Here is a 25,313-nt window from a genome sequence, read left to right on the forward strand (position 1 = left end):
AATTCCCTCTTAAAAATAAAAATGACCCTTAAGAGGGTCAATCAATAAAATAGTTAAATTGGCATCAAAAAAGAGAACGAAGAACCATGCCAATCACGATACCCACCATACCGATTATCAAAAGATAAACCTTATTTAAGGTTGAATCCTTACTAGCCAATGAATGTTTAAATTCAGATAGATGAGCATTCACTATACCAATAACCTGTTCTTCAGCTTGTTCAGAAGAGCGTTTAGCCTCACCCATTAGCTCCATTAAAACCTGTTCCCGATACTTTTTTATTTCAGAAATGGAATCCAAGAGTTTTTGCGTTTCTTTCTGAAGAGCTAAAGAATAGGCAGACTGATTTTTTTCTTGAAGAAAAAGCACTGCAACAATTGGATCATCAGCCGTTAATTTGACCCCTGATATCTGAAACACCTGTTGAATGATATGATCAATATCATCATCATTCTTGATTCCCTGCTCTGCTGAATAATTCATCTTGTGCTAATTGCCCCCATATATCATTTCTGACTTGTTTTAAACGTTGACGTGGCATCATAGTGAAATCAGGATGATTGGCTATTTCATCAAAAGTTAGATTTAACATGGTCATCTTATGAATATCTTTGCCAAATGTGTCAGGATTACGAGGATATAACTCAACGGTTTTAATGATCTTGTCCCGATGATCCTTTACAAATTTAAATTCAGAAAAAGATTTTCCTGATTCTTCAATCTGTCCAAAATGATGGTTAAGCCACACAACCACATGTGCCTGTATCCCTTTTACCGTTTTAAACAATCCATCCAAACAATCCTTTTGTGCTTGGCCACCAGCAATAACTGAATGGATATACAATTCAACCCCACTGTCTGCCAGTAAAGCATCAACCGAGTTTTCAGCCATATAAGACATTAAGGGGACAAATGTTGCCGCCCCATTATCCACAACAGCAATACCATCAGCTTCAACAAGCTGTTCAATCAACCCGTCAAAATTTCGGGAATCAATATTGTTATTATTGTTAAGGATATTGACCACAGACACATCCAAAGCCTTATAACGGCTGAATGTTGGATTCACAGGATCAGTATCAAAACAATGAACTGGCGTATCCTGATTGGCTGTTCTTAAGTATTGAGCAATAAAGGAGGCGACCAGTGATTTACCCACACCACCTTTACCTTGAGTAATTAAATGAACTTCTTTCATATTATACCTCTAAAAAAATACAGCCTGAAAAATCAGGCTGTTTCAGTTATTGATTAACCCATTTACCACCATTGTATGGATCACCAATATATTTCACAGAATCAACGTTATATGTCCACCCATGATTAAAGTATGCGGTACAGTAAGATGGGCGAGCATTTTGAATAATATATTTTGAGATCACACTAGGTATGCTCGCACAAGAAGATGAACGAGAAATTCTTTTCCCTGAAACGCATTGTTGATACTCAGGGTTGGGGACTTTAACCAGCTTGCGATTGACCCGATTCAATTCATCTGCATCACAGCGACCAGCACCTTTTGATATCGCACTAATTAAAGAAGGCATCCCTTCTTCTTTGCTAGATGGGCAGATACTTAAAAAATCCTTGCGTGCTTTTATGGTGTCAGACATTTTTTTCTTGTGAATAGTGAAATATCGTTTCAATGATGGAGCACATTCACTTGGCTTCTCACCACTGGATAAACACAAAATAGCTTCACAAGACAATCTGGTATCCCCTGTTAGGATATCCTCTTCAGCAAAAGATAATGTTGAGGTCAAAAACAAAGCTAGCCCCATAAAAAAAGAAAATAATTTAAATTTCATAAAGTATCTTTCAAAGAATAATAATTAAAAAGGATGAAGGCTGCCTTTATTGCCGCCAAGCCCCTAAAGCGATGCTTTAGGATTTCGCAGTTAGGCGGTTCTGGTTTCCTGTAATAGATTTTTGTCTAAAACTGTTCGTGAGACTCACGACGGACGATTCCCTGATAACGCAACGACCAGAATGTTGCGTAGCACATTACTGCGCTTCTTTCCCTTGTTACCAAACGAATATAAGTATTCATCGGAGTTATTCGGGCTAAATTGTTAATGAGCATGTTTTGTATATATTTGTCTAGATTATATACACTATAAATATTAAAGTAAATGATTTATGCACAAATAGATTAAAAAAAAAGCTGCATACGCAGCTAAATATTTATCTTTTAAAAATTAATTATTGGTTACTATCCAACTAAAAGCATATCCAAGAATATGTACCTCTTCTTTTTGAACGGTTTCATCAGGGTACTCTATATTATTGTATGCACTAAGTCGTAGGAGATTATTAGGTAAGTTAAAAACTTTTCTGATTCTAAACAAACCTCCATAAACAATACCGTAAAGTTGACCATCAATAATATTTTTTGAAGAAGTATTAAGAATAACTAAACTTGAATTAGGAATGACTGGAGACATACTATTGCCTTCCATCCGAGTACAGAGCGCGTCCTTTTCATCTACTTTAGAATTAATCAGAATACTCTTAGGGATAGAAAATGTTTCTTCAGATTTTTCATATTCTCTTGACATGCTATTCCTTTCTATAATTGAGAGTATCTGCTCTCCACTACAAAAAGGAATTAAAACACTGTCAGCATCAGAGGCAATCGCTACAGGATAAAGGTTCTGATAAGGCAAAGGATATGAACAGATTTGTGCTATTTTGAATAATATATCAATAGAAGGTTGATTTCGTTTTCGTTCAATAGCGGAAATGCTTCCTTTAGAGGAAAAACCAAGATCAAGAGCTAGCTCCTCTTGAGTTAGCCCTTTATGCTTTCTTGCTGCCTTGACCCATTCTGAAATATCTATGTCCACAAATTACTCACCCTAAGTATTTTTATAGAAGACTACACAAGTAAAACTAATTTGTCGGCAATGTTTTGTGGACAAAAACAAAAAAAGTGCATAAACTATACACATTTATTATTTTAAAGGAGATGAAATATGTCAGAATGTTTAAATATTGGTTTAAAAAAAGCGATTTCTTATTTCGGAACACAGGTAGAGCTTGGCCGTAAATTAGGTGTCACCAAATCCGCTGTAACTAGCTGGAAAAAAAAACGTAATCAAATTCCTGCACATATAGCCGTATCTATTGAAAAAATTACTGATGGCGCAGTATCACGTGAAGATGTAAGACCAGACCTATTTATTAAATGAACATTCATTCTATACGTTCTACACTTTCAACTGAATTCGTTGTTTATAGCGAATTAAGACAGCTATGTGATAATCATGAACCCACACTCAGAATGTTGAGTAAGTTCCTCTATTGGGCTGAAAATGTTGAAAGCAAAGCCCCTCACCGTGATGGCTGGTTCTGGAAAACAGGTAAAGACCTAGCTTCAGAAATAGGTGTTACCAGACGAGGCTATGAAGTCGCTAGAACCTATTTAACTAATCTTGGTGTTCTTGATTTTAAAAAAGGTGGTATCTTCAATAAAATGCACTTTAGAGTCAATGCTGAAAAACTTTTAAAATTAGTTTATCAGGTCAAAGGACTTCCTATACCTAAAGATATTAATGAATACCAACTTGATAACGATGGTTTTAGGGTGCCTAACTGGATGCCTATTAAACTATGGAATCAGTTTATTGGTATGCGTCAACGTAAAAAAGGACGCACCATGCTGAATATCGATAAGAAAAAGCGCATTAATGAATTAAAGGCATTACGGGATCAGAAGCTTGATATTCATCTTATTATGGAAGAAACCATTATTAAAGGATGGGCTGCATTTTATCAACCCAATTTTAGCCCAGTTGCAAAAACACTGACTGTTCCTGTTACTCAAGAACAGATTAATGCAGAAATCAAAGCCGCAAGAGAGCTAAAAGGTACTCGTTCAACAAAAGAAACAGCTCAAGAAAATCTGAAGAATATCCTTTCAAATATTTTGAAGAATTAATCTTCTCCTATAGCATTATTGCGCCCAAAATTTATAAAATCGTCAAAATTAGCTTATTTTTTCAGTATTTTTGGCATAAAAGGCTAAAAAATAGCTATTTCTTCTAAAAATCATCAGAACCCTCTATTTATGTACCCAATATAATCATTTTTGATAGTTAAATTATTCTTTTAAAAATCATTACTTTGTACATAGAGTGCAGATTAGTTTGTTCATAAAAAACAAATTAGTTTGTTACTAGATGGCATAATATACATAGAATACAAACATAGATTTACTTCATATAAATATAGTGGCGCACTGTAGTTTATTTTTTGAAGAAAGAAAAACAATATGAATAAATATTTCACAACAATAGAATCTGTTATAGAAGATTTACAGCATAAATTATCTACTGAAGATAAATATCTTATTCAATCTACGGCTGAATCAGAGCTGGTTAGATTTCATTTTGGGCTAGGTACAATGATTCGCAATGAATACAGGCTTTGGACAGAAAAGCAAAAATTATTGAATGAATGTGCAGTAATGCATCCAGATGATACCTCATCCATAATTATTAAAAAATTATGGTCGACACTTCGCCAAGAAACAAAAACACAATGAAAAAATTATTCCTACTACTCTTATTATTTTTATCATTTGCATAAGCTGAATCTATATAGTGTAAAGTTTTCGGTGTAACCGATAGACGATGGAGACACAATAACCTGTTTAATCGAACAGAAATAACAAATCAAAGTCAGACTTTACCAGATAGATGCACCTGAAGCTGGATAAGCATAGGCATAGGTCAGTTACAATATGTAATGTGGTTTAGATATCTAAAGATAAAAATAATTTATTCAAAACAGTACTTGTCTTCTATTATCAATTTCGTAGAGTTATTTACACGTTGTAATTCCTTCTCTCACCCCGCAGTACTATAATCAAAAGGTATTTTGTAACTGGTCAAAAAATGTTGTAGTTCCTTCTCTCACCCCGCAGTACTATAATGCAGGCATGAATTCGGTTTGTTGGTTACTGGTTGTAGTTCCTTCTCTCACCCCGCAGTACTATAATATTTGCGGCAATTGGGCTTGGATACATGGAGTTGTAGTTCCTTCTCTCACCCCGCAGTACTATAATCCTCATCTATCACAAGCAAGGCTCCTTCAGGTTGTAGTTCCTTCTCTCACCCCGCAGTACTATAATCAGAGGAATAAAAAAATGATTAATTATGGCGTTGTAGTTCCTTCTCTCACCCCGCAGTACTATAATTGCAATAAAACAAAATTGACAACAGATCCACCTACCTAAACATGACAAGCATAATTTATTATTGATAGATTAGCTCCGTATCTTTTAGTGATTGCCTGACTTAAAACACAAATTATGCCCCCTTGTCAAACATTTAAAAAAAGCACGTATCTAATCGTACTTTTTTTTCTTTTTTGATAAAAAATTCTGTTTTCCCCATATTAAATGATTAATACCAAATATACAGAGTTTTCATATATTGGCATTCATTAAGAATTCAAATTTCATTTAAATTTCAACATATAGAATAATAAATCATATCAATTCATCAAAATATAACCAAAAATCATGTGTTCTCAATCAAAATTTCTATTTAAATACTGGTTAGCATTGAGATAGAATTTATTAAAACATTATTATGAATATGTAATGAAATTTTAAACTAAACGCGGGATAGGCGGTAGCCGTTAAATACTGGGTATTTAAGTTCTGCTGACGCAGAAAAGATGATAAGATTCTAAAAAAAATTATTTTGAGTAGTTAAAATGGATGAAGAGTTTCAGTTAAATCTAAATCAATCTTTTGCCGATCAACAAAGATTACAGCGAGAGCAAGAAGAGCAACTTCAACGCCAAAAAGAAGCGTTGGAGTTAGCACAGCAGAAGGCTCCTGAACTCAATGAAACTGTAAAAAATGCCTTTGACCAAAGTGAGTTTACCCATAATCTAAATAAATTAAATCCAGAACAAAAGGAAGCTGTGTTTAAAGGCTTAGCCCAAGATGTCGCCCTTAAAAGTGGGCGTAAAGAGAATATCAGTATTGAATTAATGTATTATAGCCCCGAAACAAGTTGTTTAATGGCTAATATAGGCAATAATAAATATGCTTTTGTCCATGTAGAAGAAGCTCTAGCAAAACATGGTTTAAGTATCGATAAAGAATTACTACACGCTAAAGCACCAGAAAACGAGCTTGAGAAGCTGGACAAATCATTAGAGCCTATTAGTGAACATTTTAATCGTCCCTACCCCCCTAAAGGAAGATTAAAAGAGATTGTTCAACAGATGAATAATCTTCAAGTAGACAAACAATTATCAGGATTTACCCCAAAAGAACAATATGTCCTTAAGGAAGCCATAGGATTTGTAGCTGATGATTATGCTGGTGACCCACCTAAGATCAATCAGTTACAAGTTAATCAAGAAGAAATTCAGCTTAATTTAAATAAACAGAATGAACAGTTTAATTTATCCACTCCAAAAATTCTTGCTGGCGAACCATTAGAAGACAGCATAAAAAAACCTGTTGAGCCACAGTTAGAAGCAGAAGAGACTAAACACATAATCATTGCCCAAAAAGGCGATACTGGCTGGAGTTTAGCGCAAAAATTAGACGCAGAGCATCCATATGAAGCTTTAGGGGCTTTGTATCGATCTGAACAAATAAGAGACATCAAGCTCAAAGATGGCAATCAACACGTTATTCCGAATATTCAACCGAATAAAGAATATACCTATGACCGTAGCCAATATACAGAAGAGCAACAAGTCAAAAATGAACAAGCAGGACGTCAAATTGTTACAGGTCAAAGCATAGACAATGAGCGTATTGATCAGGCTCGAGCACGGGCATTAGAAGAGCAAAAAGAACAAAACCTTAAATTGCAACAACACACTCAATTGGCTCAACTCTTCCAAAACATCAATAATGCGACTAATGACCCCAAGATAGCAAATGGGTTAAGTAGATATGAAGTAGAAAACCTCGTTAAAGAACAGCTCTCTTCTGATCAAAAAACAAGTTTAATGAATAAAACAGTTTCAGTTGCTGTTCTGGCTAAAATCAACCAGAGCGAGACATTACAAGCCACAATCAATCGATCAACTAAACCCATCAATACAATAGATGCTCTCCAATGGGCAAATGATACCGCTCAAAATGCCCCTTTATCTAATGTTCGCCTTTTAACCGAAAATCCAAGCGTAATGCCCATTATGAAAATGACTAATCATGAGGGTAAGCCTTTAACCGAAGCTGAGCAAACTGCTTATAATAAAGGTGCGAATGAGTCTATGCTTAATGGTTTAAAAGAGATGGTAGACGATGCGAATTTATTGTCTAAAGATGTCCTCAATACAGTAGGTTATTCGTTGCTAGGTGGTTTGTATGATCAAAGTGCCACTAAGGCAGCCAATGAGAGCATACATCGGAATAATGAACGTATTGATAGTCTAGTCAACTCAGTAAAATTTCTAGCTGGCTACACCACAGGTCAAACAATGTATTATTCAGCACATCCTGATGAATTGGTCAGAGGTGTTAATGGGATGCTCGCAGATCGTCAGGAACAGGCACAACAGCTCAAAAAAGCAGGAAATTATTATCAACTGGGTATAAACGATGGGAATATGAACTTTCAGATCGTTTCTGCTGTTGCTCCTTTAGGAGTGACTAAGAATGCCAAGAATTTATCTAAAGCTGCTGATGCAGTACATGATGCTAATAATACTCTTGGCTTAGAAAGAAAATTGGGTAAAGCAGAAACGGCTGTTAATGTTGAAATTAACAAAGTTAGGTCTCTTATTTCTCCTGAAATGGAAAATAAAATTTTCTGGGGGTATAGGAAGAACCCTAATAGAAATGAAATCATTGGTGGACATTCACCGAATATTAATAATAAGCATCCTAATTATGCAACAGAAACGATTAACTATAATCTTGATGGTACAAAGGATATCAAATATACAACTCAGTTTCCTGATGGAAATCTTGCTAAAATAAAGAATAGTACAATTTTTCCTGAAGGTTGGTCTGACACCAAAATTTTAGGTAGTATTACGGATATTGGTAACTCTCCTCCAATTAGTGTTAGGGGACGTGATGGAGCTACGTTTCACAGAGGAATTGTTGATGGAGTAGAAATAGATGTAATTAAAATAGGAGATAATATTGTTAGTGGTTATCCGACAGGGCAAATAAATGCACCATTACCAAGTGGGTTTATTAAATAAAGGGGAAGCAAATGTATAAAAAAGTAGATGTAATTTTATCTGAGAATAGTTCAGATAATTATTTTTATGATGACGAATTTCTATATATACAAGAGTTAATAAGTGAATTTACTGAGATTGATTGGAAAAATTTAATAAATAATTTAAAAAGTAAAGACAATAAATATAAAATTAGATTGGCATATTGCCTTAATGAAGATACAGGAATAAATGGATTTAATGTGTTGTTAGATTTAATAAATGAAAGTGATGAAGTGGCTGAGTATGCCTTAGATTCTTTACGTTCATTTAACAAGGAGGAGTACATAAAACAGATTACTTCAAACAAAAAAATAATTGAAAAAGCAGAAACATTATTAAAAAATGCAAGCTTACCAGTAAAGCAAATTTTAAATGCATTTTTACAACAAAATAAATTGTAGAAACTCATATGTGATAGCTCTGAGTTTCTACATGTACAGTGCATTAGCTTCGTTCCATATTTTCTGATTTATTGAGGTCTATTGTTTTATTCTTTATTTCATCAAACCGTTGCTGGGGTTGGGTAGTAAAGTTAGCTTGACTAACCTCCTTTGCTAGCTTGCTAATAATACGGGCTTCTTCCTTATTACCCATTTTGTATAATTCACGAGCAATCAAACCATAATTCTCAACAATGATATCCCGAGTTTGCATGGTCTCTTTAATAAAGGGGTGTTTTGGACGATCATTATTTTTTAGAGCTTCAACCAGTGCCAATGCTTCTATTTTATGTATATTGGCAGGGCTACCCCTCAAGCGCATACGCCTAAGTCGGCTTTCCTCTGGTTTTTGGGTACGTCCTCTATGCTGTCTTCTGGTGGCAGCACACTGAACACCTTCATCTCGTAGTTTCTCTGCAAAACGGACACGCCACTCAAATAAATCATTTTTACGGGGATTCATCCGTTTGCCAAATTCATCACGCATCAGCACACAGATATGAACATGTGGGTGCTGTTGATCCAGATGTTGGGTAAAAAGGTATTCATGATGTTCGAACTGTTCTTGTGCAAAAGCTCGAGCAGCATTTTTTACCGCAACTGGATCAGTACCAGCAGGCATAGATAAAACCACATTTAAAGCTTCTCTGTGTTTACTTTTTTCAGGAATATTGAGTTTTTTCCAGTCAGCTAAATGTTGGTTTATCTCACTTTTGCCTTTAATGATATTGCCGTCCCGATCCTCCAGTTCAAGTTGACCATTACGACTGATATAATCAACATGTGACCTGATGCCCTTCATACCCTTTGAGTTGGCACTTTTACGAGTAGGTACTTTGACCATTACTTCAGGGTGTTTCAAGGCAGCAGCCTTCAGGTTAGCAATACCTGATCCAGATTTTAATGGTTTTACTTTTGAATGATTTCTAGGAGAAATATCCGCACCTGATTTTGATTTAACAGAGCGAGTTTTATACCCTAAAAACCAATCATCAACGCGTTTATTTAAATCACTCATTGTTTCTTCTCCTATTAGACAACAATAATTCGCCTACTTTTTCTGTATGGGTATTGATGATGTTCTGAAGGGCAGTGATCTGTTCACTGGTGATATTGCCACCTTCCATTGAATGAAACTGTTTGGCAATCTGATTTAGATTACGGCCAATACGGAGTAATTGAGCATTAGATTGATATAGTGCGTCTACTTCAGCAGCCGTCAATAATGGGGTTTTATTTAGGTAGTTTCGGACAAGAGAGCTAATAAAAGCATTAGTTGTCATATGATGAGATTGTGCCAGTTGATAAAGCTGAGTTTTCTCTTTTTTTGATAGGCGTAGTTCTAACCTATCTACCTCTACAATAGGAGGGGTAATTTTTATTGCTAACTGCTCATTTTCTTGCAAAATTGCTCTTATTAATTGGGTCACAAAATAAGAAATACTATTTTTACCATAAGTTTTACAGGCTATATGCCGAAGTGCTTGATATTCTCTCTCATTAATATCAGGTATATCTACTCTTACAACTTTATTCATAATTACATTCCACTATAAAAAAAACCGATAACACAGTGGTTATCGGTTTGGTTTAAAACAAATGGGTTATCTATCTACATCAACATCAAATAAAGAGGGTTGCTTCGTACCCTGAGATATCTCTTGTATTTGATTTTGATAAAAGTTAAGCTGGGATTGCTGTTTGGCTACATCTGATAAGCCAAGCGTGGCTTTGTCCATAAAAGATTCTAAGGTTTGCCTATACTGCTGTTCTTTTGTAGGAAGTAAGCCACTTTGTTGATGAAATGTTTCTTTAAGATTCAGTATGTCTTGTTGAATAACTTGGTTTCGCTCAAATGATTGAATATAGTCCTTCATTCTCTGTGCATCCTTTGAGGCATACACAATTTCCATCGGATCATCTTTGAGTACCTGAATCCATGATTGAACATAGGCAGCATGTTGGCCAATATCGTGCGGTAAACCTAATTCACGTGAGAGCATCAAAGAGGTGATTTCGGCTCTCAGTTCTTCTTTTGCGTAGTTTTCTGAGCCGAATTTCCCTGTTAAATCACGATCCATTCTTGAGGGGTGACCCGTCCAATGACCAAGTTCATGTAAGGCCGTCGCATAATAAAATTCTTGGCTGGGAAACTGCCCCTTTTCTGGTAAGTTGATCATGTCAGAATCAGGGTTATAGGATGGGTGGTACAAAGGATGTACATCAATACGGGCTTTTGAAGCCAATAAGATAGCCTCTGCCTTTTCACTTGGCTCCCAATCATATTGAACAGGCTTTCTGTCATACTCAGGGATGCCCTCAATTTGTTCACCATTAAATACAGTAAATGATTTAATGATGGGTTGAGGCAATACAGCATATTCCTTCACGGTATTGCCATCGGCATCAAGAACAGGCTTATTCTGTTCATCTCGTTTGGTTTTTTCTACATGGGTGATCAGCCTGATCAGACCCACGCCTTTTTCACCTTTACGTACCTGTGCATCAACCGATTGTGCCTGTTTGTATGTCATCCAACGCGGATCATCATACATTTGCATCATCAGCATTAAATTATTGGTGCCAGAATAAACATTGCCTGTAATATGGTTATAGGGTAAATCAAATCCTATATCGGGTGTCCAAGGGCGTTGCCAAGGAGCTGTGCCAGCTTGAAGGTGCTTGATTAACTCATTGGCCACATTTTCGGCATATTCTTGTCCTTTGTTTTTCTTGCTTTCTTTGGTGTTCATGATTATTTACCTTCCAATAAACAAAAAAAGCCCCTGAATAAAATCAGGGGCTAAGTTGATGGGGAACAATTACTGTTTGTGTTCCTGCCAGCCAGATAAAGTCAAAATGTTTTTGGCAACATCAGGTGTATCTGGATGCTCCAGATAGGCTTTCATTTCTTCATAAGACTGTTGCGCTTGCCAATAATCACTGATCTGCTCATCTGTCATTCGTGCGAACGCCATACGCTCATCTTCAGTAAAGTTAAATGTTTCATCTTCAAAAATATGTAATTGATTGTTCATCTTGATTACCTTTCTACTTCTTGATCTTGGTTTCTATCTTGGGTTGATGCGCGAGTATGTTCACCTCTAGGAGAAGGTACTTGTAAAGGGGTGGGTACATCCAATGTTTTACCATTCATCTTGTCAGTCATATGATCATAATAATTTTTCAAGGCATTTTGTCTGGCATCTCCTTTTAAATCACGGATAACATCTAGGGTATTGCGCTCAAAGAACTGAAGTTTGGCCTTTTCAGGTTTGCTTAATTTAGCCGCTTTTTTGTCATAAGTGGCTTTAGCTGTGGTGACCACATCTGTGTCCAGTGCATGAGTTTTGATGTTTTTTGCTTGCTGGATGACTTCACTGGGAATTTTACCTTGGCCAATTTCAGCAAGAGGGACATCAACATCTGTATCAGCCTTGGGTGAGGTTTCAATCTGCCCTGTAGTGGGCATGCTCGCTCCAGCCATCATCTTATCGGCTTTGGATAAGGCTTCTATATCTGGTTGTGAGCGTTCGGTCACTTTTTGCTGATCAGGATTATCTGGTTTATTATTTTTTTCTTGTGTATATAGGCTATTTTCTCCTTCTATACTGTTGAGGCTTTGATCCGCACGTAATCGTTCAACCATTGCCCGATCCGCTTCAGTAGGACGATAACCTTTGGTTTGAATACCCTGACTTTCAGCCAAGACATACATCATTTGTTTGAACTCTTTCGTCCCTGATAATTTAATGGCATCCCATCCCTTGGTTTTGGCCACATCCAGCATATCTTGGGAAATCTGGGTATCATTACGTGCAGTGGATAACTTTTTACCCTTATCTTCAAATAATACAGTTGTGCCATTATCAGCAGAAAGATATTGCCCATCTGCTACCAGATAACGTCTTTCTAAACCAGCAGGGGGCATTTTATAGTTCAGATCAGTAATGATCTTTTTGATCTCATCTTGGCTTAATGAGGGTTTTTCTTCTTCTGTATTCTTCGAGTCAGCGTTAGGTATAGGATCAGAAGCTGGCTCTGGTTGTTTTGCTTTTGGTGTAGCAGTGCCATCGGGTAGATTGTCTACCTCTTTTTCAGGTGCCGGTGGTGGTGTAGTGGGTAACACAGTGGATTGATCCACTGTTTTTTGTGCTTTTTCCTGAAGAAGATCCAGATCAGGTTCAATACTGTTGATCACCTCTTTACTTGATGCACGTTTGGCTGTTTCCTGAGTTTTTTGCTCAGGTTCTGAAGGTATTAAAAAAGCTGCTTGTTCAGCAGCTTGTGGTTCATTTTGTGGTGCAATGTTTTTGGTTGGATTGTCCATAATGGGTATTGAGTCCTTATTGAGTACATTTTTAAGCTGATCCAGCCCCTCAAGTGCATGAAGATCATTAAAATCAGAAGGTGATTTACCTTCGCCATATTGTTGCTGATAATGTTGAATCTGCTCTTCAGTAAACTGAGGACAAATTACACGGGCGTTGTCACCCAATATCTGTGCTGCTTCTGTTGCTTTCGTTAGTCCCTTATTATCAGGATCATTATCCGCTGCCAGTATAATTTCGGTATTTGGGTAATGAGGTTTGAGGTTTTCAGCAACACGAACAAGATTGCCTGCATCAAAAGCCACGAGGACAGGTTGACCTGTTGCTTCATAGATGGATGCAGCAGTGGCAAAACCTTCAGCCATATAGAATCCATCCACCATCTTTTTTGCATCGCCAATCAAACTATAACTGCCTTCCTTTTGACCATCGCCCATATAACGTTTTGAGCCATCCTGATTGATAAACTGAAGGGACACAATTTCCTTATTCTGGTACATAGGAATAATCAGATTTTGATTATCTTTGTACAGGTTCTGCTTAATACCCTTAATACACTCAGGATCAGTGATGCTTTTTGCCTGTAAGTAAGGATGGGCTAATTGAGCTGAAACGGCTTTTTGCCAGATATACTGTGCTTTTTGCTTGGTAACCTCTTGCGCTTGCTTTTGTGCTTCAATCGCTTGAAGGCGTTTTTGTTCTGCTTCAGCCTGTCTTTTGGCAATCTCTTCAGCAGATGGGGCTACAGTAGGTTTTGTCGGTTGGTAGCCATTTTGCATGGCTGTGTAAAACAGGGTGTTGATCCGAACATGACCTGATTTTAAGCTCTTCCAAGTAGCTTGGGCTGCTCTGGCATTGTAGTTTTGTGCAGAAGAAGACCATTGATCCCATATCGGGAAACCTTCTTCACCCAGTTCATCTTTAAGTGCCGCCCCCATTTTGAGCCATAAATCCCGATCATGGGAATCAACATAATCTAAGGCTGTACGTATTTCATTTGTAGTAGACATCATAGAACCTCACTAATCAATAAAATAGGTTAGTTAAGAAAAAAATATTGAAAAATAATGAATAAAATAAGAAAAATAGATAATACTGTTACTGTGTATTTAACCAGCTTGCATCAAACGAGAAATAATCGGCATAGAATCCACACCCAAATTATTTTTTACTGATTGTGCCAATGCACTGATAAACTCAGGTGGACTGTCAGGGCGAACCAAACTTTTGATCATTTCTTCAAATAATACAGAAGCATTGCTGGTATCGGCTAAATCGACTGTCTCCAGTTCTTCAGGCGCAATAGGCTCAGGTTGTTCTACAGCTTGAGTAATATTGACAAACAACTCAGGTATTTCAGGTAAAGCCATTGATACGCGTGGTTTAAAGACCTCATCCTCATAATAAATAATCTTCTTGGCAAGAATCGGACGTGAGCTGGTCATACTGATAATACAATCTGTTCTAGGCATGATTTTTAACTCATCAGGATTGAGTACTGCACGGCGTTGGTCTGACTGGCTGGTACTGCTTCCCCCTCTGCCTTTTGAGCGCGACAGTGATTTAGCCTTATAGGTTTCATAACCGATCATATCGCTGTATTCTTTGGCATCTTGCTGATCCCTTGGTGGGTAAAATATCTGAAGCCCAAAGTTGGTAAAGAATGTCCTTGTTCCTTCTTTGGTATACAATCTTGTTACCTGTGAAGGGCTTTGAAAAATCAACAATAGCCTTAAATTATACCCCGCAATATAAGCCACCCCTGATTCAATAATCGGTACAGCACCCAAAGCCGTAAATTCATCCATCAATAAAAGACACTGATATTTTAATGCGGGATTGTTCTCAGGCAGCCCTTGAGCCACATTAACGCTGATGAGCTGACTAAAAAACAAATTGGTCAAACGACTGAAGGTATCTGTTTCGGTAGGGATCACCCCTAAATAAATGGTCATACGTTGTTTACGCACATCATCCAGATAAAAATCATCACTACTGGTGGCTGCCTCAACCACTGGATCAAGGAAGATAGATAGAGGAGCTGTGACCGTTGCCAGAATATCTGATCCTGTCTTAGCATTGCCATTGGCAAAACCCAATAATAAAGTGGTGCATTGGCTGGACAATAATTGACCACTATTATGCCGCCTCTCCATCTCTTTGATGATCCATTCAGATAAAGGATCACCATTTTTAGGTACGGTTAAACGAAACAGATTGGTTAACGTTGTGTGCCTGCCTGATTCTCCCTCAGTCTCAATCATATACAGCAGTAAACCCACAAACAGCTTTTGAGCTGATTCAGTAAAGAAAGTGCTGTTACTGCTGTCCCTAGTCGATTTCGGATACAAAATAGTGGCAATATTCATGGCATCCTTATAGGTATACACAGGATTACGGCGCACATAAGTTAATGGATTCCAACGATGACTCACCAGTGGCGCATGGGGTCGTGTTTCATGTTCGGGTGTTCTGCCCGCAGGGTTAAATAAAAACACCCTATGTCCATGTTTGTGTCTAAAACCAGCCGTTAATAAGTAGTTCTCCAGCTTCGGATCAAACACCACCATAGAATCCCGATAATGCAAGCAATTGGGGATCACGATCCCCACCCCTTTACCAGAACGAGTAGGGGCGGCTAAAAAGGCAAACTCATTACTGCTCCAGCGTAAAAACTTACCATTATATTTACCCACTAAAATATCAGGTTTTTCATGCTTAAGTGCCAATAATCCTGATTGATTCATTTCCATTGGGTTCGCAAAACGAGCAGAACCATGTAGTTCTCGTTTGGGTTTAACCAGCATGGCCGCCAGTAACATAATGCTGGGTAAAATCCCCATCGCCACAGAAACAGCTAGCGAGATATAAATATTTTGCTGAACTGCTTCAGAATATCGTTCCATCTGTCCCAATGCACTTATCAGCAATAAAGGTGACCATGTAAACTCAATATCCAGTAGAAAACTCAATAAAAAACTGCCTGCAAATTGGCCAATGGCTAAAAACACCAAAGTGACCATTAAGATCAATATAACCATATTGCCTTTTTTAGGAGTACTCATTGTGCCTCCTCTTTGGCTTCAGTTTGTTTATTGGTACGGATCATCTCCATCTGATCCACAATGATTTCAAATACACGGATGGTTTCTGTGTCTTTTTGATAGGTGCGAGAACGTAATTTACCGTGTACCTGAATACAATCCCCCTTTTGCATATACTGACAAACCAGCTCTGCTTGTTTACGATATAAAATGGCGGTAAACCATTCGGTTGATTCTCTTGCCTCGCCTGATTTACTGTCTTTCCAGTTTTCAGAATAAGCAATGGATATTGTGGTGGTGGGTGTACCATCAGCAAAGTAACGCAACTCTGGTGTTTTACCAAGGTTACCCATAACAGACATTTTATTAAGATATGGCATGATGCTTCTCCTATAATATAGTTTGAAAATTAAATTTAATACACCGAAAGAAAAAAGATGAACAAAGCTGATCAACGCATCACTGAGCTAGAAGACCGACTCAATAACTTACAAAGCTTATCTGGCGGCATCTTGAAACTGCTGTTTTTATCGTTGTCGTATCACACGCAAAATGGCTCTTTAACTGAAGAGCAAAAGGCAACGATGAAAGAAAAAATAGTTCAATTTTTGGAAGGTGAACCAGCATTTCTGGATATGCTAGAAAATACTGAATATGCAAAAGAAATTGCAGATATTACTAAAACAATGGATTTATCTTAAGGTTTCCAGAATCTTGTTTAGATTCTGTTTTGCTACTTGAGCAGGAGCTTTATTTTGCTTTTGTGTCACTTTATTTGTGCGCGAAGAAACAACAGACATCAGCGCATGTTGGCTATTGAGATAATTCGATATCACGTTTTCCAACTCATCAACCCGATTAAGGGCTTCTTTCAGTTTGAGGTTTTGATCCTCAAGAGTAGAAGATAACTTTTGGTATTCAGCCACACACCGCAGTAATGTTTTACTAACTGCTGACTCTCCTAAAAGTTGTTGAATGTGTTCGATGATTTGATCTTGTTCATCAGTTGTTCTGATGGTTAATGTACCCATAGTAAAAATCCTTTTTGATGGCAAAGTTAAAAAAATAACCAGGAGGTTTTAGTTTAAATTGATGGCAAAATGAGCTGCTTGTTTCATACTCGATCCGAAAAAATGACAGCAAAATCGTTATTTACCTAACGCAATTTTTTCATCAACTTTTTTAAAAAATGCTTCATCTTGTTGCTTAATGAGCTCTTTTAGCGTTTTTCTTGTGTAGTGTTTTGATATTTTGACGTTTTTTTGATGCTTGGCATAAATAGAAAAATTTATATTATCAACATCATTGTTATAAATGCCTCTATGCCACAAATTATTTTTAAAAATATGAATATATTTTTGGTCTGATGGGGGCAGCTTCTTATCTGCAATATCCATGACGGTTTTTAAATTGTTCCCTTCAATATATTCAAAGATGTATTCTCTATCATGCCAAAAACAAGAATTCACATATCTAAGCATATTAATACTTCTTTGCACTTCCTCATATTCAAAAAAATGATTAAAAAAGTCGAAAATAAAATACTCGTTTAATGGTGTTCCACAAAAAAGACCATTAATTGTTTTATCTTCATTTTCCACCAGCAAAATTGAACATAGACTCATTTATTTCTCCCTTAAATCTGGACATACATATTTTTTTGAAGTGCTCATATCAACCCCTAAATAAAAAAATCAGCTCTAGGCTGATGTAAAAATGTGATTCAATATTCGACTGAAAATATTAATTATGGTCGAAAAGTGTGCCACTAGATTTTGGGTAAAATAATCAACTTCGCCCACTCATGGCATAAAATTTCTCCACTGGATCAAAATACAGCTCAGTCATATAGGTTTTACTGAAGAAGCAGACAATATCAATAGTGGCTCTGACCGTATTTAAAATATAGTTAAAATCCATTGTTTGACCTGTAGTGGATTCTTTGGCCAGTTGGGCGATCCGATAATGGACTGAACGGGCATCATTAGCATGAACTGAGGTTAAACCACCTGCATGACCTGTATTTAATGCGGAAAGGTAATCCCAAGCCTCATCCCCTCTTAACTCAGTTAAGAAAATACGATCAGGTTTTAGTCGCATACAACTGGAGATAACCGCTTTGGCGGTGACATGTTCTTTAAAAAACAGATGAACATGGTTAGGATGGTTGGGCAAATCTAACTCATGGGTGTCTTCAATGGTGAGTATTCTGGTTTCTTGCGGGATCATATCGGCAAGGGCTTTGGTAAAGGTGGTTTTACCTGATCCCGTCCCACCGACCATACAGATATTCAGTTTATGCTGTACAGCCAATTCAAAAAAACGATTTAAGTTACGATCTGCTTTACACTGAAGCATATCCAATTGCCAATCATGAAGAAGGACATCATTGGGTAGCTGCATTTTGTCACTGATGTCACGGTAATGCTTACTGTCTATTTCAATATCTGTTTGCGCTTTACCGAATGAGCCTACATCAGTGAAGGACTGCAACCTATTGGTATTTAAATAATCATTTAAACTAAAACGGGTATTGGATGGCTTCCTGAAGCTAAACACTATGGTTTTATCTTCACAAGAAGGCGGCATCATAATATGGCCACGTTCTCCGTCAGGTAAAGTAACTGATTGCATCGGGTGAAGATGGTTAATGGATTTTGAGTTATAAATCGCTAGGGCATTGGCTAAAGTTTCCAGTTTGGTGTAACTTAATGCTTCATTTTCTAAGCGAATCACACCACTAGAGCCCTCTAAAAACACTTCATTAGGGCGATTGATCATCACTTCAGTAATGCCTGAACGGTTGAGGTAATCATCAATACTCAATTGTTTGAGTAAATTTCTGACAACAATATCATCATGAATCATTTTTTTCCTCAAAAAAAAAACCACCAATTTTTTTGGTGGTTTAAGCAAAAATAATCAAGCTAAAAATATTTAATTCATCTTTTGATTACTTCGAAGTTTGGAGACAAAGTTATATAAGTTTTGACTTCCACGTTCAATTTCATAACAATTTTTCTTATCATCTGTACAAACTTTAAAAACTGTCCATGAACCAGTTAAAACACGATGTTCACTATCTTTCTTTGGCTCTGGTGGTTTGGGTTTATTTCGTTCTGGATTAGTGTAAATATCCCATAGTTCCTGATAGATATCTTTTGTTTCTTCAGCGTTCGGCGTTAAAACATAATGTGTAAAATCTTCCTTAAAGGCCATTATCTGACGCTCAAGGACAAAATTCTCCCCTTTTTTGACCACCGTAAAATATAAATTTCCGCCTCCTCGTGTTTCCCAAACAAGTTTATTATAACGAACCTCATTGTCTGTCACCGCTCCACAAAGAATAGTATCTGTATCAGAATTAATCACTGCTTCTTTACCTGACTGGGTATGGGTATACGGAGTAGGTTGGTCATCATTAATGCATGCAAATAAGGTTGTAGACATGATAAGTAAAATAATTTTTTTCATATTTTTGTAAGTTAAATTTATAATCAAATATTTGTTTTACTATAACAAATTTATAATAAAACAACCATAAAAACCAACCAACTTGATTGATGATCAGTTGGTTTTAAATGGGTTGATTGCTCTTTATAGTGTTAAAAATAAGGCGTGACCACCTCATACACCTTAGAAAAATCCACATCACGAGACACCATCACATTGATTAATGAACCTTGGTTCACGTATCCAGTAGGTGGAATATTGATGCTGTTTTTTAACGCTTCTGTTGCCATTTCTTCAGCTGCATCATTGGCGTTTTCAAAGGTGATGTTGTCATTACCTTTATTACGGTTATTCAGGTTTTCTGATAAATCTGAAATCAGGCTGATCAGCATTGCCCCACCAAAACGTTGAAAGAAATGATAATTGACCCGTGCGCCATGTCCAGCGGCTCCTAATTGACCCGCACCTGTGCTGGCAATATTAACCTTAACCCCATTAGGTGTTTCAACTTCATTCCACAGTACAAACACCCTAGCTTGTCCCTGAACCAAAGCCGAGGTTTGCTCACCCACCAGTTTAGAGCCTCGCTCTAACAGTAATACCCGACCATTGGCAGAATACACATCTTTGGTTACCAAACAACGGGTAAAGCCTGCATGAGTGGTAATAATCTGTGTATCTAATGTACAGGGTATATTGGTTCCCTTGGAGAGTAGGTAAGTCGAATCGATACGCTTTTGTGCCGTGGCTTGAAAGGTAACAGTGGGTTTTAATTTGTCCCCAAATGTACTACTGCTACCTAATCCATCATCATTAAAACTGACAGGTTGTGCTTCAGCCGTTTGAGTAGATTCTCCAGTAGAACGTCCACCTTCAAAATCGACCAGAACATTACCCCTCATTTTACGTTGTTCAGGTGTTTCTTCTGGTTCTTTTTGATCCGTTGTTTGCCCCATCTGATTAGGAGCTGGTTCAGATTGTTGTTCTGGAATTTGAGCCATATCCATTGCTTCAGGTTCACTGGCTTCTTCAGGCATTTGTAATGCCAGCTCTTCCTTATCTTGCTCAAAATCCTTAGGCTGATTGTTTTTGATCTCATCAAGTGGTTGGGTGTTTTCTGCTACGGTGTCCCCACTACCACTACTAAATGCAATCAGACCTGAAACAATTAAACCAAGGGCAACAATACCAATGCCTGCCATGGCGACTTTACTGACATTATTGTTCTTTTTACTTGGGCTTAAATCTTGAGGGATGCCCATTTCCACCGTGTCATCCTGAATCGCGTCAGCAAGAGAAGTGATGGTGTTCTCCACTTCATGCTCCAGTGGTTTTTTCTTTTTGAATTTATCTAAAATACCCATGTTGTGATCCTTTACTTAACGATACGCACAGAGTTTTGATCTGAAGTACCTGTACGATTAAATAGCCCTTTTTCATCAAAGCCCCGATTTTCAACAGCAAGTACACTATTACCCAAACGCAGCATGTACTTTTTAGCGGTTTCATGCACAATGACTGTGTCTTCTTCAATATGGGTATTGAGCAGCATCTCTGAACCATCGGGCATCACCTTATAAAGGGTGGGCAAATCCCGACCATCATTAAATTTGAAAAAGGTAAATAAACCATTATCAAAAACAGCAGTAGGAACCAATGCTTTAGCCCCTTTGCCCCAATAGTTATAATTCGCTTGACCCTTTTGTTCAGGTAAGCTCTGCAAAATATCCTTTGCCTGCTTTTGTTTCATGGTTTCTGCTTGCATCACTGCTTTTTGGCTATCAGGATAAGAAAAACGCAGAATATAGGTAGGCGCTTGAGGTTTCTGTCCTTTTCTCACTTGACGAGCCAAAGACAGATAAAAAGCATAGGTGCGCTTATTGGTGGTGATGATCATATTGGTATTGGGGCTTTGCGCAATGGGCTTAAATATGATGTTGTTGCCTTTCACAGATAAGTTCCATGCTTGCCCATCGCCCATACCTAACGCAGCATTATCCCCAATCAATCGTTCGTCTTGTTCCAATTGAATCATGGTTGTTCTACCTACTTGGGCACGAATATTGACCACATTATCAGGGTCATAATGCACATACTGAATACGGGCATCTTTGCTCGATGTGCTGGGGGTAATATCTGCATGTGCCATAGATAAACAACTCAGCAACACTGCTAAAACACATAACTTATTATTGAACATTGTTTTTTTCTCCTTATGGCGCAGCTTCAGGATCGACACGATAGCTTGTCACTTGAAAACCCAACGGATTAATCAAGCGATCCGCCTCTTGTAGGGGTTTGTTTTGGTATTCAAATGCCACTGTAGCAATCATCTTTTGCGCAGCTGGTTTAGTGACACCATTGGTCAAAGGAATCAGATGCTTTTCAAAACGAATTTGCGCCATTTCACCCACAAAGCTAATGGCATTCACCTTCACAATCACCTTGAATTGATCCTTCAATACCAAGTGAGGCGCAGCAGGATTTTTGTTATACAGTTTGGCAAACTCAGCTTGTACAGGTGGTGCAGACAAAAGGTTGGTGGCGTTATAAGTGGACTGTACTGTTTGCCAGTCGTAGGATTCCCGATAAATCACATACTGGGCTAACCAGTATTTATTGATCACTTCACCATAAGATTTTTCAGATGTTTTAAGTTGGGTGACAATATCCGTTGCCCCTGTATTATTGTCAACGCGTATCACAAAAGGAATCACGGTTTTAAGAGGGGTCAATCCTGCAATTGCGCCAATGGACAACCCCATAATCAACAAACATGCACAAGTAATACGCCAAGCAATCTTGCTGTTTTGACGAACCCGTTCAATTTCAGACTTTTCAAAATCCTTCGCTGCCTGAATAAACTTACTGGCCGCCTTTTGGGAAGATAATGTCTTTTGAGTCATTTATTTACCTCCTGAATATCTTGATTGATGGGGAAATATTGTCCATAGGGACGAGGTGGCTTATTGGTGCAGGCAACACAAAAAAGCACTGCCAGAATGAGTGCAATACATATTTTCATAAAAGATTCCTTTTATTGAGACGTAAAAAAACCCGCACTAGGCGAGTTGAGGTGGATCATGATTTTTGAGAGAGTTTCTATTTCTTTGTGGTCTCTTCAATTAAGTGATGGGAAACTATCTTAGAAAGTCTATTCATACAGGCTTGCATGGTTTTGAGAATTATTTCATCTGAAATACTCCTTCTCTCATTAATTATCATTGGGATATTTTCTATAGGAATGATTAAATCCTCATTGGACAAAATGCGCATATGAGGCTTTCTGTTATCATCAAAGGTTAAAATAAATCTATATTCTAATATATTGCCAATTAATTGATTAAGCTCCTTTAGTTCATTATAGTTTTCTATGTTGGCAGCTTCATTTGAATAATGTCCAGTTTTACGGATAGAAGGTAGGACTTCTCCAGCTAACCATTTTTGAAAAGGCAAAGCCTTTGGTTTATCTGAGCGCCCTAGAAAAAAATATAGCCCTTGTTCTGAAATACAAGCTATACGTTGTTTACCACCAAGGGTGTGAATCTGTTTCACACCCTTCCATTCTTCAGGAATGTGGCTTATCACTTTGCTTGGTCTACTTGATTCGGCATACTCTAAAGCATTCATGATATCTTTAGCAACAAACCATAATTCGTCATTAATTGTTAATGTTTGAACTGGATGATTTTCAAAGGTCAAGTAATCCATATAATAAAACCATCTATTTTTAACGTATAGATGGTTTTGTTTAAGTATTTCAGAATGTTTATTCCCAAATCAGCCCTTTTGCCTCCCAGCCTTGACTAGTTAACTTGATACCATGCTTAATCTCTCTACTACTCTCATTATCAATAATATTCTTTACCTCTGGGAACGCAGCTTGTATTTCAGGTTTTTTAGCCCAATCAGCGATATTATTGATCTTATATGTATACGTAATACCCACTTCTTGATAATCTCCTAACTTTATTGGCCCTTCCCACTTCACGATCTTATCAATGTTTTGTTTACCCCAACAAAGTTTAGTTTGGCGAACTGTATTTTTTCCATTCATACCAATAGAATCTACATCTTTTTCTTGAATAAAATTCTTAGCTGCATCTGTAAGCATATAACGTTTGACCTTACGTATTACACCGTTTGGTTCTCCGCTAAAGTTGGTACCCTGTACTTCAGCATCTTCTCCTCTCACCAACCCAACAGCTTCAAGTGCAACCATCCGATTAACTTCGCTACTTGGTGTATTATTTTGCATCCCAAGGCTTCCTTCAGATACATCCACAGGCCATTTTTTGATATTAAGACACAAATCACCTTTTTTATCAAAATACTGATTCATTGCTGTAGTAAAATTTTGCTCATTAGCATCGGTCTTATTACTACAAGCTACAATACTAATAGAACATATAACACTGAGGGCAATAATATATTTTTGCATAAATCTCCTTTTTACATAATTATTAATACTCATAATAACGCACACTAAATAAGCTAGGTCCAACCCAAACTAATAAAAGAAAAACAAAACTGATAGCTCCAATTATAGCTAGCCTGAATGAGGCTTCTTCAAACCCTAAGAGCATGGCAATCAATCCACCTAGAATACCTATAACACTAAAAAAACTAAGAGAATATTTTACAATTAGAATGAATATTCCTAGAGACCATACTATTGCGTATCCAATCGCATCTAGTGTCTTTTTTATGGCTAGCAATACAGACAAAAAAGCACGCCAAATATAAATTAATATATCTATACCTCTATTAACACTACGAGATACAGTGAAATAAATACGCTTTAATTTATAAAACATCCTTTTTTCTCCAATTAACTATTAATTCCTTTTAATGCTACCACCGGCTGTATTTCCTTTAGAATAATGAAATTGACGATTTGCAATTGACCTCAAAATAACTGGTATACCTCCCGTACTTGCTCCACCTGTTAGCGCAGATGCGATACTTGGTATATTCCATGCAACAACTAAAAAAATGAGTGTTGATGTACACATCATACCTGCTAATGGGAGCAATAAAAGAACGGAGTCTATCTCATTACCCAGTAAATTATTGACATGATTCTGGAAAAAATCATGCTGTAATGATCCTAGGATAACATAAAAAACTATTGTAATGGTATAATTAAATATCTGTCCTATCCAATTCATACCCCACTGTCTTGTTGCTGGAAATAGCATGGCTCCTATAAATATGGGACCTATTAAAATAACCATTGCTAAAGATAATTTAGCAACTAGATAAAATGATAAAATAGCGAGAAAAAATATTCCACCACAAATAAAAATAATCATGCCTATAAAATAAAACCCTATCTTTTCAGCAATCTCTGTCATGGGTAGTTCTTTCGCTTGCTGAAATGTATCTGAGACTACAGACATAAAGTTGTCATAGGCAGCATCTAAAGCGGTTACCGAATATTCCCCCGTACCCAACATTACACTTATTGATTCAGGCATTTGATACATCAAATTTGCCAGTTTATTGTATGTGCCTGCATTAAAGGCACAGGCGATAATAACCAACCATCCAATCATTCTCTTACTAAAATCCATGATGTTTTCATCTAACCCCCTATTGTAGTAACTTATCATGACTAGCAAGATATACACACCAAACCCAGCAGCAAATAGCGGAGCGATACCAGAAATTAGATTTGCAGACTTAGCAAACAGATTTGTTCCCATACCATGAAGCAAGGTATCTGATACACTTGAAAAGTGTCCCATTTTTTTACCTCTATAAAAAAATGCTCTAAAAGAGCATTATCTATTGTTCTAAGACTTTATACGGATAGCCAAACTCTTTGCAA

29 protein-coding genes and 1 CRISPR repeat array are annotated in these 25,313 nt (G+C 37.2%); of the genes, 6 read left to right on the forward strand and 23 right to left on the reverse strand.

Features of this window, described 5'->3' with window-relative positions:
* Positions 1-64: 64 nt before the first annotated feature.
* The 4 genes from AADH04_RS04330 to AADH04_RS04345 form a co-directional block, all read right to left on the reverse strand.
* On the reverse strand, positions 65-484 hold the full coding sequence (locus AADH04_RS04330; protein ID WP_434779019.1) for a hypothetical protein: 420 nt from the start codon (positions 482-484) through the stop codon (positions 65-67).
* On the reverse strand, positions 450-1,199 hold the full coding sequence (locus AADH04_RS04335) for a conjugal transfer protein TraL (RefSeq protein ID WP_434779020.1): 750 nt from the start codon (positions 1,197-1,199) through the stop codon (positions 450-452). Before AADH04_RS04335 ends, AADH04_RS04330 begins: the two co-directional genes overlap by 35 nt.
* Positions 1,200-1,245: 46 nt before the next feature.
* A complete protein-coding gene (locus AADH04_RS04340; protein ID WP_434779021.1) occupies positions 1,246-1,809 on the reverse strand; it encodes a TrbM/KikA/MpfK family conjugal transfer protein in 564 nt (187 codons plus the stop codon).
* A gap of 390 nt (positions 1,810-2,199) precedes the next feature.
* Positions 2,200-2,847, reverse strand: a complete 648-nt coding sequence (locus tag AADH04_RS04345) for a S24 family peptidase (RefSeq protein WP_434779022.1) — start codon at positions 2,845-2,847, stop codon at positions 2,200-2,202.
* Positions 2,848-2,976: 129 nt separating this feature from the next.
* Here AADH04_RS04345 and AADH04_RS04350 point away from each other — a divergent pair, with 129 nt between their 5' ends.
* The 5 genes from AADH04_RS04350 to AADH04_RS04370 all read left to right on the forward strand — a co-directional run bounded on the left by AADH04_RS04350 (position 2,977) and on the right by AADH04_RS04370 (position 8,613).
* The gene (locus AADH04_RS04350) at positions 2,977-3,192 is read left to right on the forward strand and encodes a transcriptional regulator (protein ID WP_434779023.1); all 216 of its coding nucleotides are present in this window, start codon (positions 2,977-2,979) and stop codon (positions 3,190-3,192) included.
* Positions 3,189-3,941 carry a hypothetical protein gene (locus AADH04_RS04355; RefSeq protein ID WP_434779024.1) on the forward strand — a complete coding sequence of 251 codons (753 nt, stop codon included), beginning with the start codon at positions 3,189-3,191 and terminating at the stop codon, positions 3,939-3,941. The genes AADH04_RS04350 and AADH04_RS04355 overlap by 4 nt, the downstream gene beginning before the upstream one ends.
* A gap of 333 nt (positions 3,942-4,274) precedes the next feature.
* Entirely contained in the window at positions 4,275-4,547 is a 273-nt protein-coding gene (locus tag AADH04_RS04360) for a DUF6794 domain-containing protein (protein ID WP_434779025.1), read from the forward strand.
* A gap of 288 nt (positions 4,548-4,835) precedes the next feature.
* Positions 4,836-5,201: a CRISPR direct-repeat array (repeat unit 36 nt; unit sequence GTTGTAGTTCCTTCTCTCACCCCGCAGTACTATAAT).
* Between the two features lie 524 nt (positions 5,202-5,725).
* Positions 5,726-8,191 (forward strand): EndoU domain-containing protein, encoded by a 2,466-nt coding sequence (locus tag AADH04_RS04365; RefSeq protein WP_434779026.1) that lies wholly within the window; start codon positions 5,726-5,728, stop codon positions 8,189-8,191.
* An 11-nt stretch (positions 8,192-8,202) separates the two neighbouring features.
* Positions 8,203-8,613, forward strand: a complete 411-nt coding sequence (locus AADH04_RS04370) for a hypothetical protein (RefSeq protein WP_434779027.1) — start codon at positions 8,203-8,205, stop codon at positions 8,611-8,613.
* Positions 8,614-8,656: 43 nt separating this feature from the next.
* Here AADH04_RS04370 and AADH04_RS04375 read toward each other — a convergent pair whose 3' ends face one another.
* The 7 genes from AADH04_RS04375 to AADH04_RS04405 form a co-directional block, all read right to left on the reverse strand.
* Positions 8,657-9,670 (reverse strand): relaxase/mobilization nuclease domain-containing protein, encoded by a 1,014-nt coding sequence (locus AADH04_RS04375; protein WP_434779028.1) that lies wholly within the window; start codon positions 9,668-9,670, stop codon positions 8,657-8,659.
* Entirely contained in the window at positions 9,663-10,190 is a 528-nt protein-coding gene (locus AADH04_RS04380) for a plasmid mobilization protein (protein ID WP_434779029.1), read from the reverse strand. The genes AADH04_RS04375 and AADH04_RS04380 overlap by 8 nt, the downstream gene beginning before the upstream one ends.
* A 66-nt stretch (positions 10,191-10,256) precedes the next feature.
* Positions 10,257-11,405: an ArdC family protein gene (locus AADH04_RS04385; protein ID WP_434779030.1), complete on the reverse strand. Its 1,149-nt coding sequence runs from the start codon at positions 11,403-11,405 to the stop codon at positions 10,257-10,259.
* A gap of 69 nt (positions 11,406-11,474) precedes the next feature.
* The gene (locus AADH04_RS04390; protein WP_434779031.1) at positions 11,475-11,690 is read right to left on the reverse strand and encodes a hypothetical protein; all 216 of its coding nucleotides are present in this window, start codon (positions 11,688-11,690) and stop codon (positions 11,475-11,477) included.
* Positions 11,691-11,695: 5 nt separating this feature from the next.
* Positions 11,696-13,996: an LPD7 domain-containing protein gene (locus AADH04_RS04395; protein ID WP_434779032.1), complete on the reverse strand. Its 2,301-nt coding sequence runs from the start codon at positions 13,994-13,996 to the stop codon at positions 11,696-11,698.
* 96 nt (positions 13,997-14,092) lie between these two features.
* Complete coding sequence (locus tag AADH04_RS04400) at positions 14,093-16,048, reverse strand: type IV secretory system conjugative DNA transfer family protein (RefSeq protein ID WP_434779033.1); 1,956 nt, start codon at positions 16,046-16,048, stop codon at positions 14,093-14,095.
* Positions 16,045-16,407, reverse strand: coding sequence for a single-stranded DNA-binding protein (locus tag AADH04_RS04405; protein WP_434779034.1), 363 nt, complete (start codon positions 16,405-16,407; stop codon positions 16,045-16,047). Before AADH04_RS04405 ends, AADH04_RS04400 begins: the two co-directional genes overlap by 4 nt.
* Positions 16,408-16,464: 57 nt before the next feature.
* Between AADH04_RS04405 and AADH04_RS04410 the strand changes: the two genes are divergently transcribed.
* On the forward strand, positions 16,465-16,728 hold the full coding sequence (locus AADH04_RS04410) for a hypothetical protein (RefSeq protein ID WP_434779035.1): 264 nt from the start codon (positions 16,465-16,467) through the stop codon (positions 16,726-16,728).
* On the opposite strand, the gene AADH04_RS04415 is transcribed toward AADH04_RS04410, so the two are convergent.
* From AADH04_RS04415 to AADH04_RS04470, 12 genes are all read right to left on the reverse strand, one after another.
* On the reverse strand, positions 16,720-17,058 hold the full coding sequence (locus tag AADH04_RS04415; RefSeq protein WP_434779036.1) for a hypothetical protein: 339 nt from the start codon (positions 17,056-17,058) through the stop codon (positions 16,720-16,722). The genes AADH04_RS04410 and AADH04_RS04415 overlap by 9 nt on opposite strands.
* A gap of 117 nt (positions 17,059-17,175) precedes the next feature.
* Positions 17,176-17,652 carry a hypothetical protein gene (locus AADH04_RS04420; RefSeq protein WP_434779037.1) on the reverse strand — a complete coding sequence of 159 codons (477 nt, stop codon included), beginning with the start codon at positions 17,650-17,652 and terminating at the stop codon, positions 17,176-17,178.
* Positions 17,653-17,815: 163 nt separating this feature from the next.
* Positions 17,816-18,895, reverse strand: a complete 1,080-nt coding sequence (gene virB11, locus AADH04_RS04425; RefSeq protein ID WP_434779038.1) for a P-type DNA transfer ATPase VirB11 — start codon at positions 18,893-18,895, stop codon at positions 17,816-17,818.
* Between the two features lie 69 nt (positions 18,896-18,964).
* Positions 18,965-19,501 (reverse strand): hypothetical protein, encoded by a 537-nt coding sequence (locus AADH04_RS04430; RefSeq protein ID WP_434779039.1) that lies wholly within the window; start codon positions 19,499-19,501, stop codon positions 18,965-18,967.
* A 131-nt stretch (positions 19,502-19,632) separates the two neighbouring features.
* Entirely contained in the window at positions 19,633-20,844 is a 1,212-nt protein-coding gene (virB10, locus tag AADH04_RS04435; RefSeq protein ID WP_434779040.1) for a type IV secretion system protein VirB10, read from the reverse strand.
* A gap of 11 nt (positions 20,845-20,855) precedes the next feature.
* Complete coding sequence (gene virB9, locus AADH04_RS04440; protein WP_434779041.1) at positions 20,856-21,680, reverse strand: P-type conjugative transfer protein VirB9; 825 nt, start codon at positions 21,678-21,680, stop codon at positions 20,856-20,858.
* Between the two features lie 13 nt (positions 21,681-21,693).
* Positions 21,694-22,386: a virB8 family protein gene (locus AADH04_RS04445; protein ID WP_434779042.1), complete on the reverse strand. Its 693-nt coding sequence runs from the start codon at positions 22,384-22,386 to the stop codon at positions 21,694-21,696.
* Positions 22,383-22,505, reverse strand: a complete 123-nt coding sequence (locus AADH04_RS04450) for a hypothetical protein (RefSeq protein WP_434779043.1) — start codon at positions 22,503-22,505, stop codon at positions 22,383-22,385. The genes AADH04_RS04445 and AADH04_RS04450 overlap by 4 nt, the downstream gene beginning before the upstream one ends.
* A 77-nt stretch (positions 22,506-22,582) precedes the next feature.
* Complete coding sequence (locus AADH04_RS04455) at positions 22,583-23,191, reverse strand: BRO-N domain-containing protein (RefSeq protein WP_434779044.1); 609 nt, start codon at positions 23,189-23,191, stop codon at positions 22,583-22,585.
* A 58-nt stretch (positions 23,192-23,249) separates the two neighbouring features.
* On the reverse strand, positions 23,250-23,921 hold the full coding sequence (locus AADH04_RS04460) for a hypothetical protein (RefSeq protein WP_434779045.1): 672 nt from the start codon (positions 23,919-23,921) through the stop codon (positions 23,250-23,252).
* A gap of 22 nt (positions 23,922-23,943) precedes the next feature.
* The gene (locus tag AADH04_RS04465) at positions 23,944-24,297 is read right to left on the reverse strand and encodes a hypothetical protein (RefSeq protein ID WP_434779046.1); all 354 of its coding nucleotides are present in this window, start codon (positions 24,295-24,297) and stop codon (positions 23,944-23,946) included.
* Positions 24,298-24,318: 21 nt separating this feature from the next.
* Positions 24,319-25,230: a type IV secretion system protein gene (locus AADH04_RS04470; RefSeq protein ID WP_434779047.1), complete on the reverse strand. Its 912-nt coding sequence runs from the start codon at positions 25,228-25,230 to the stop codon at positions 24,319-24,321.
* Positions 25,231-25,313 lie beyond the last annotated feature (83 nt).

This window comes from Neisseria sp. Ec49-e6-T10 (assembly GCF_051132615.1).
Classification (GTDB): Bacteria; Pseudomonadota; Gammaproteobacteria; order Burkholderiales; family Neisseriaceae.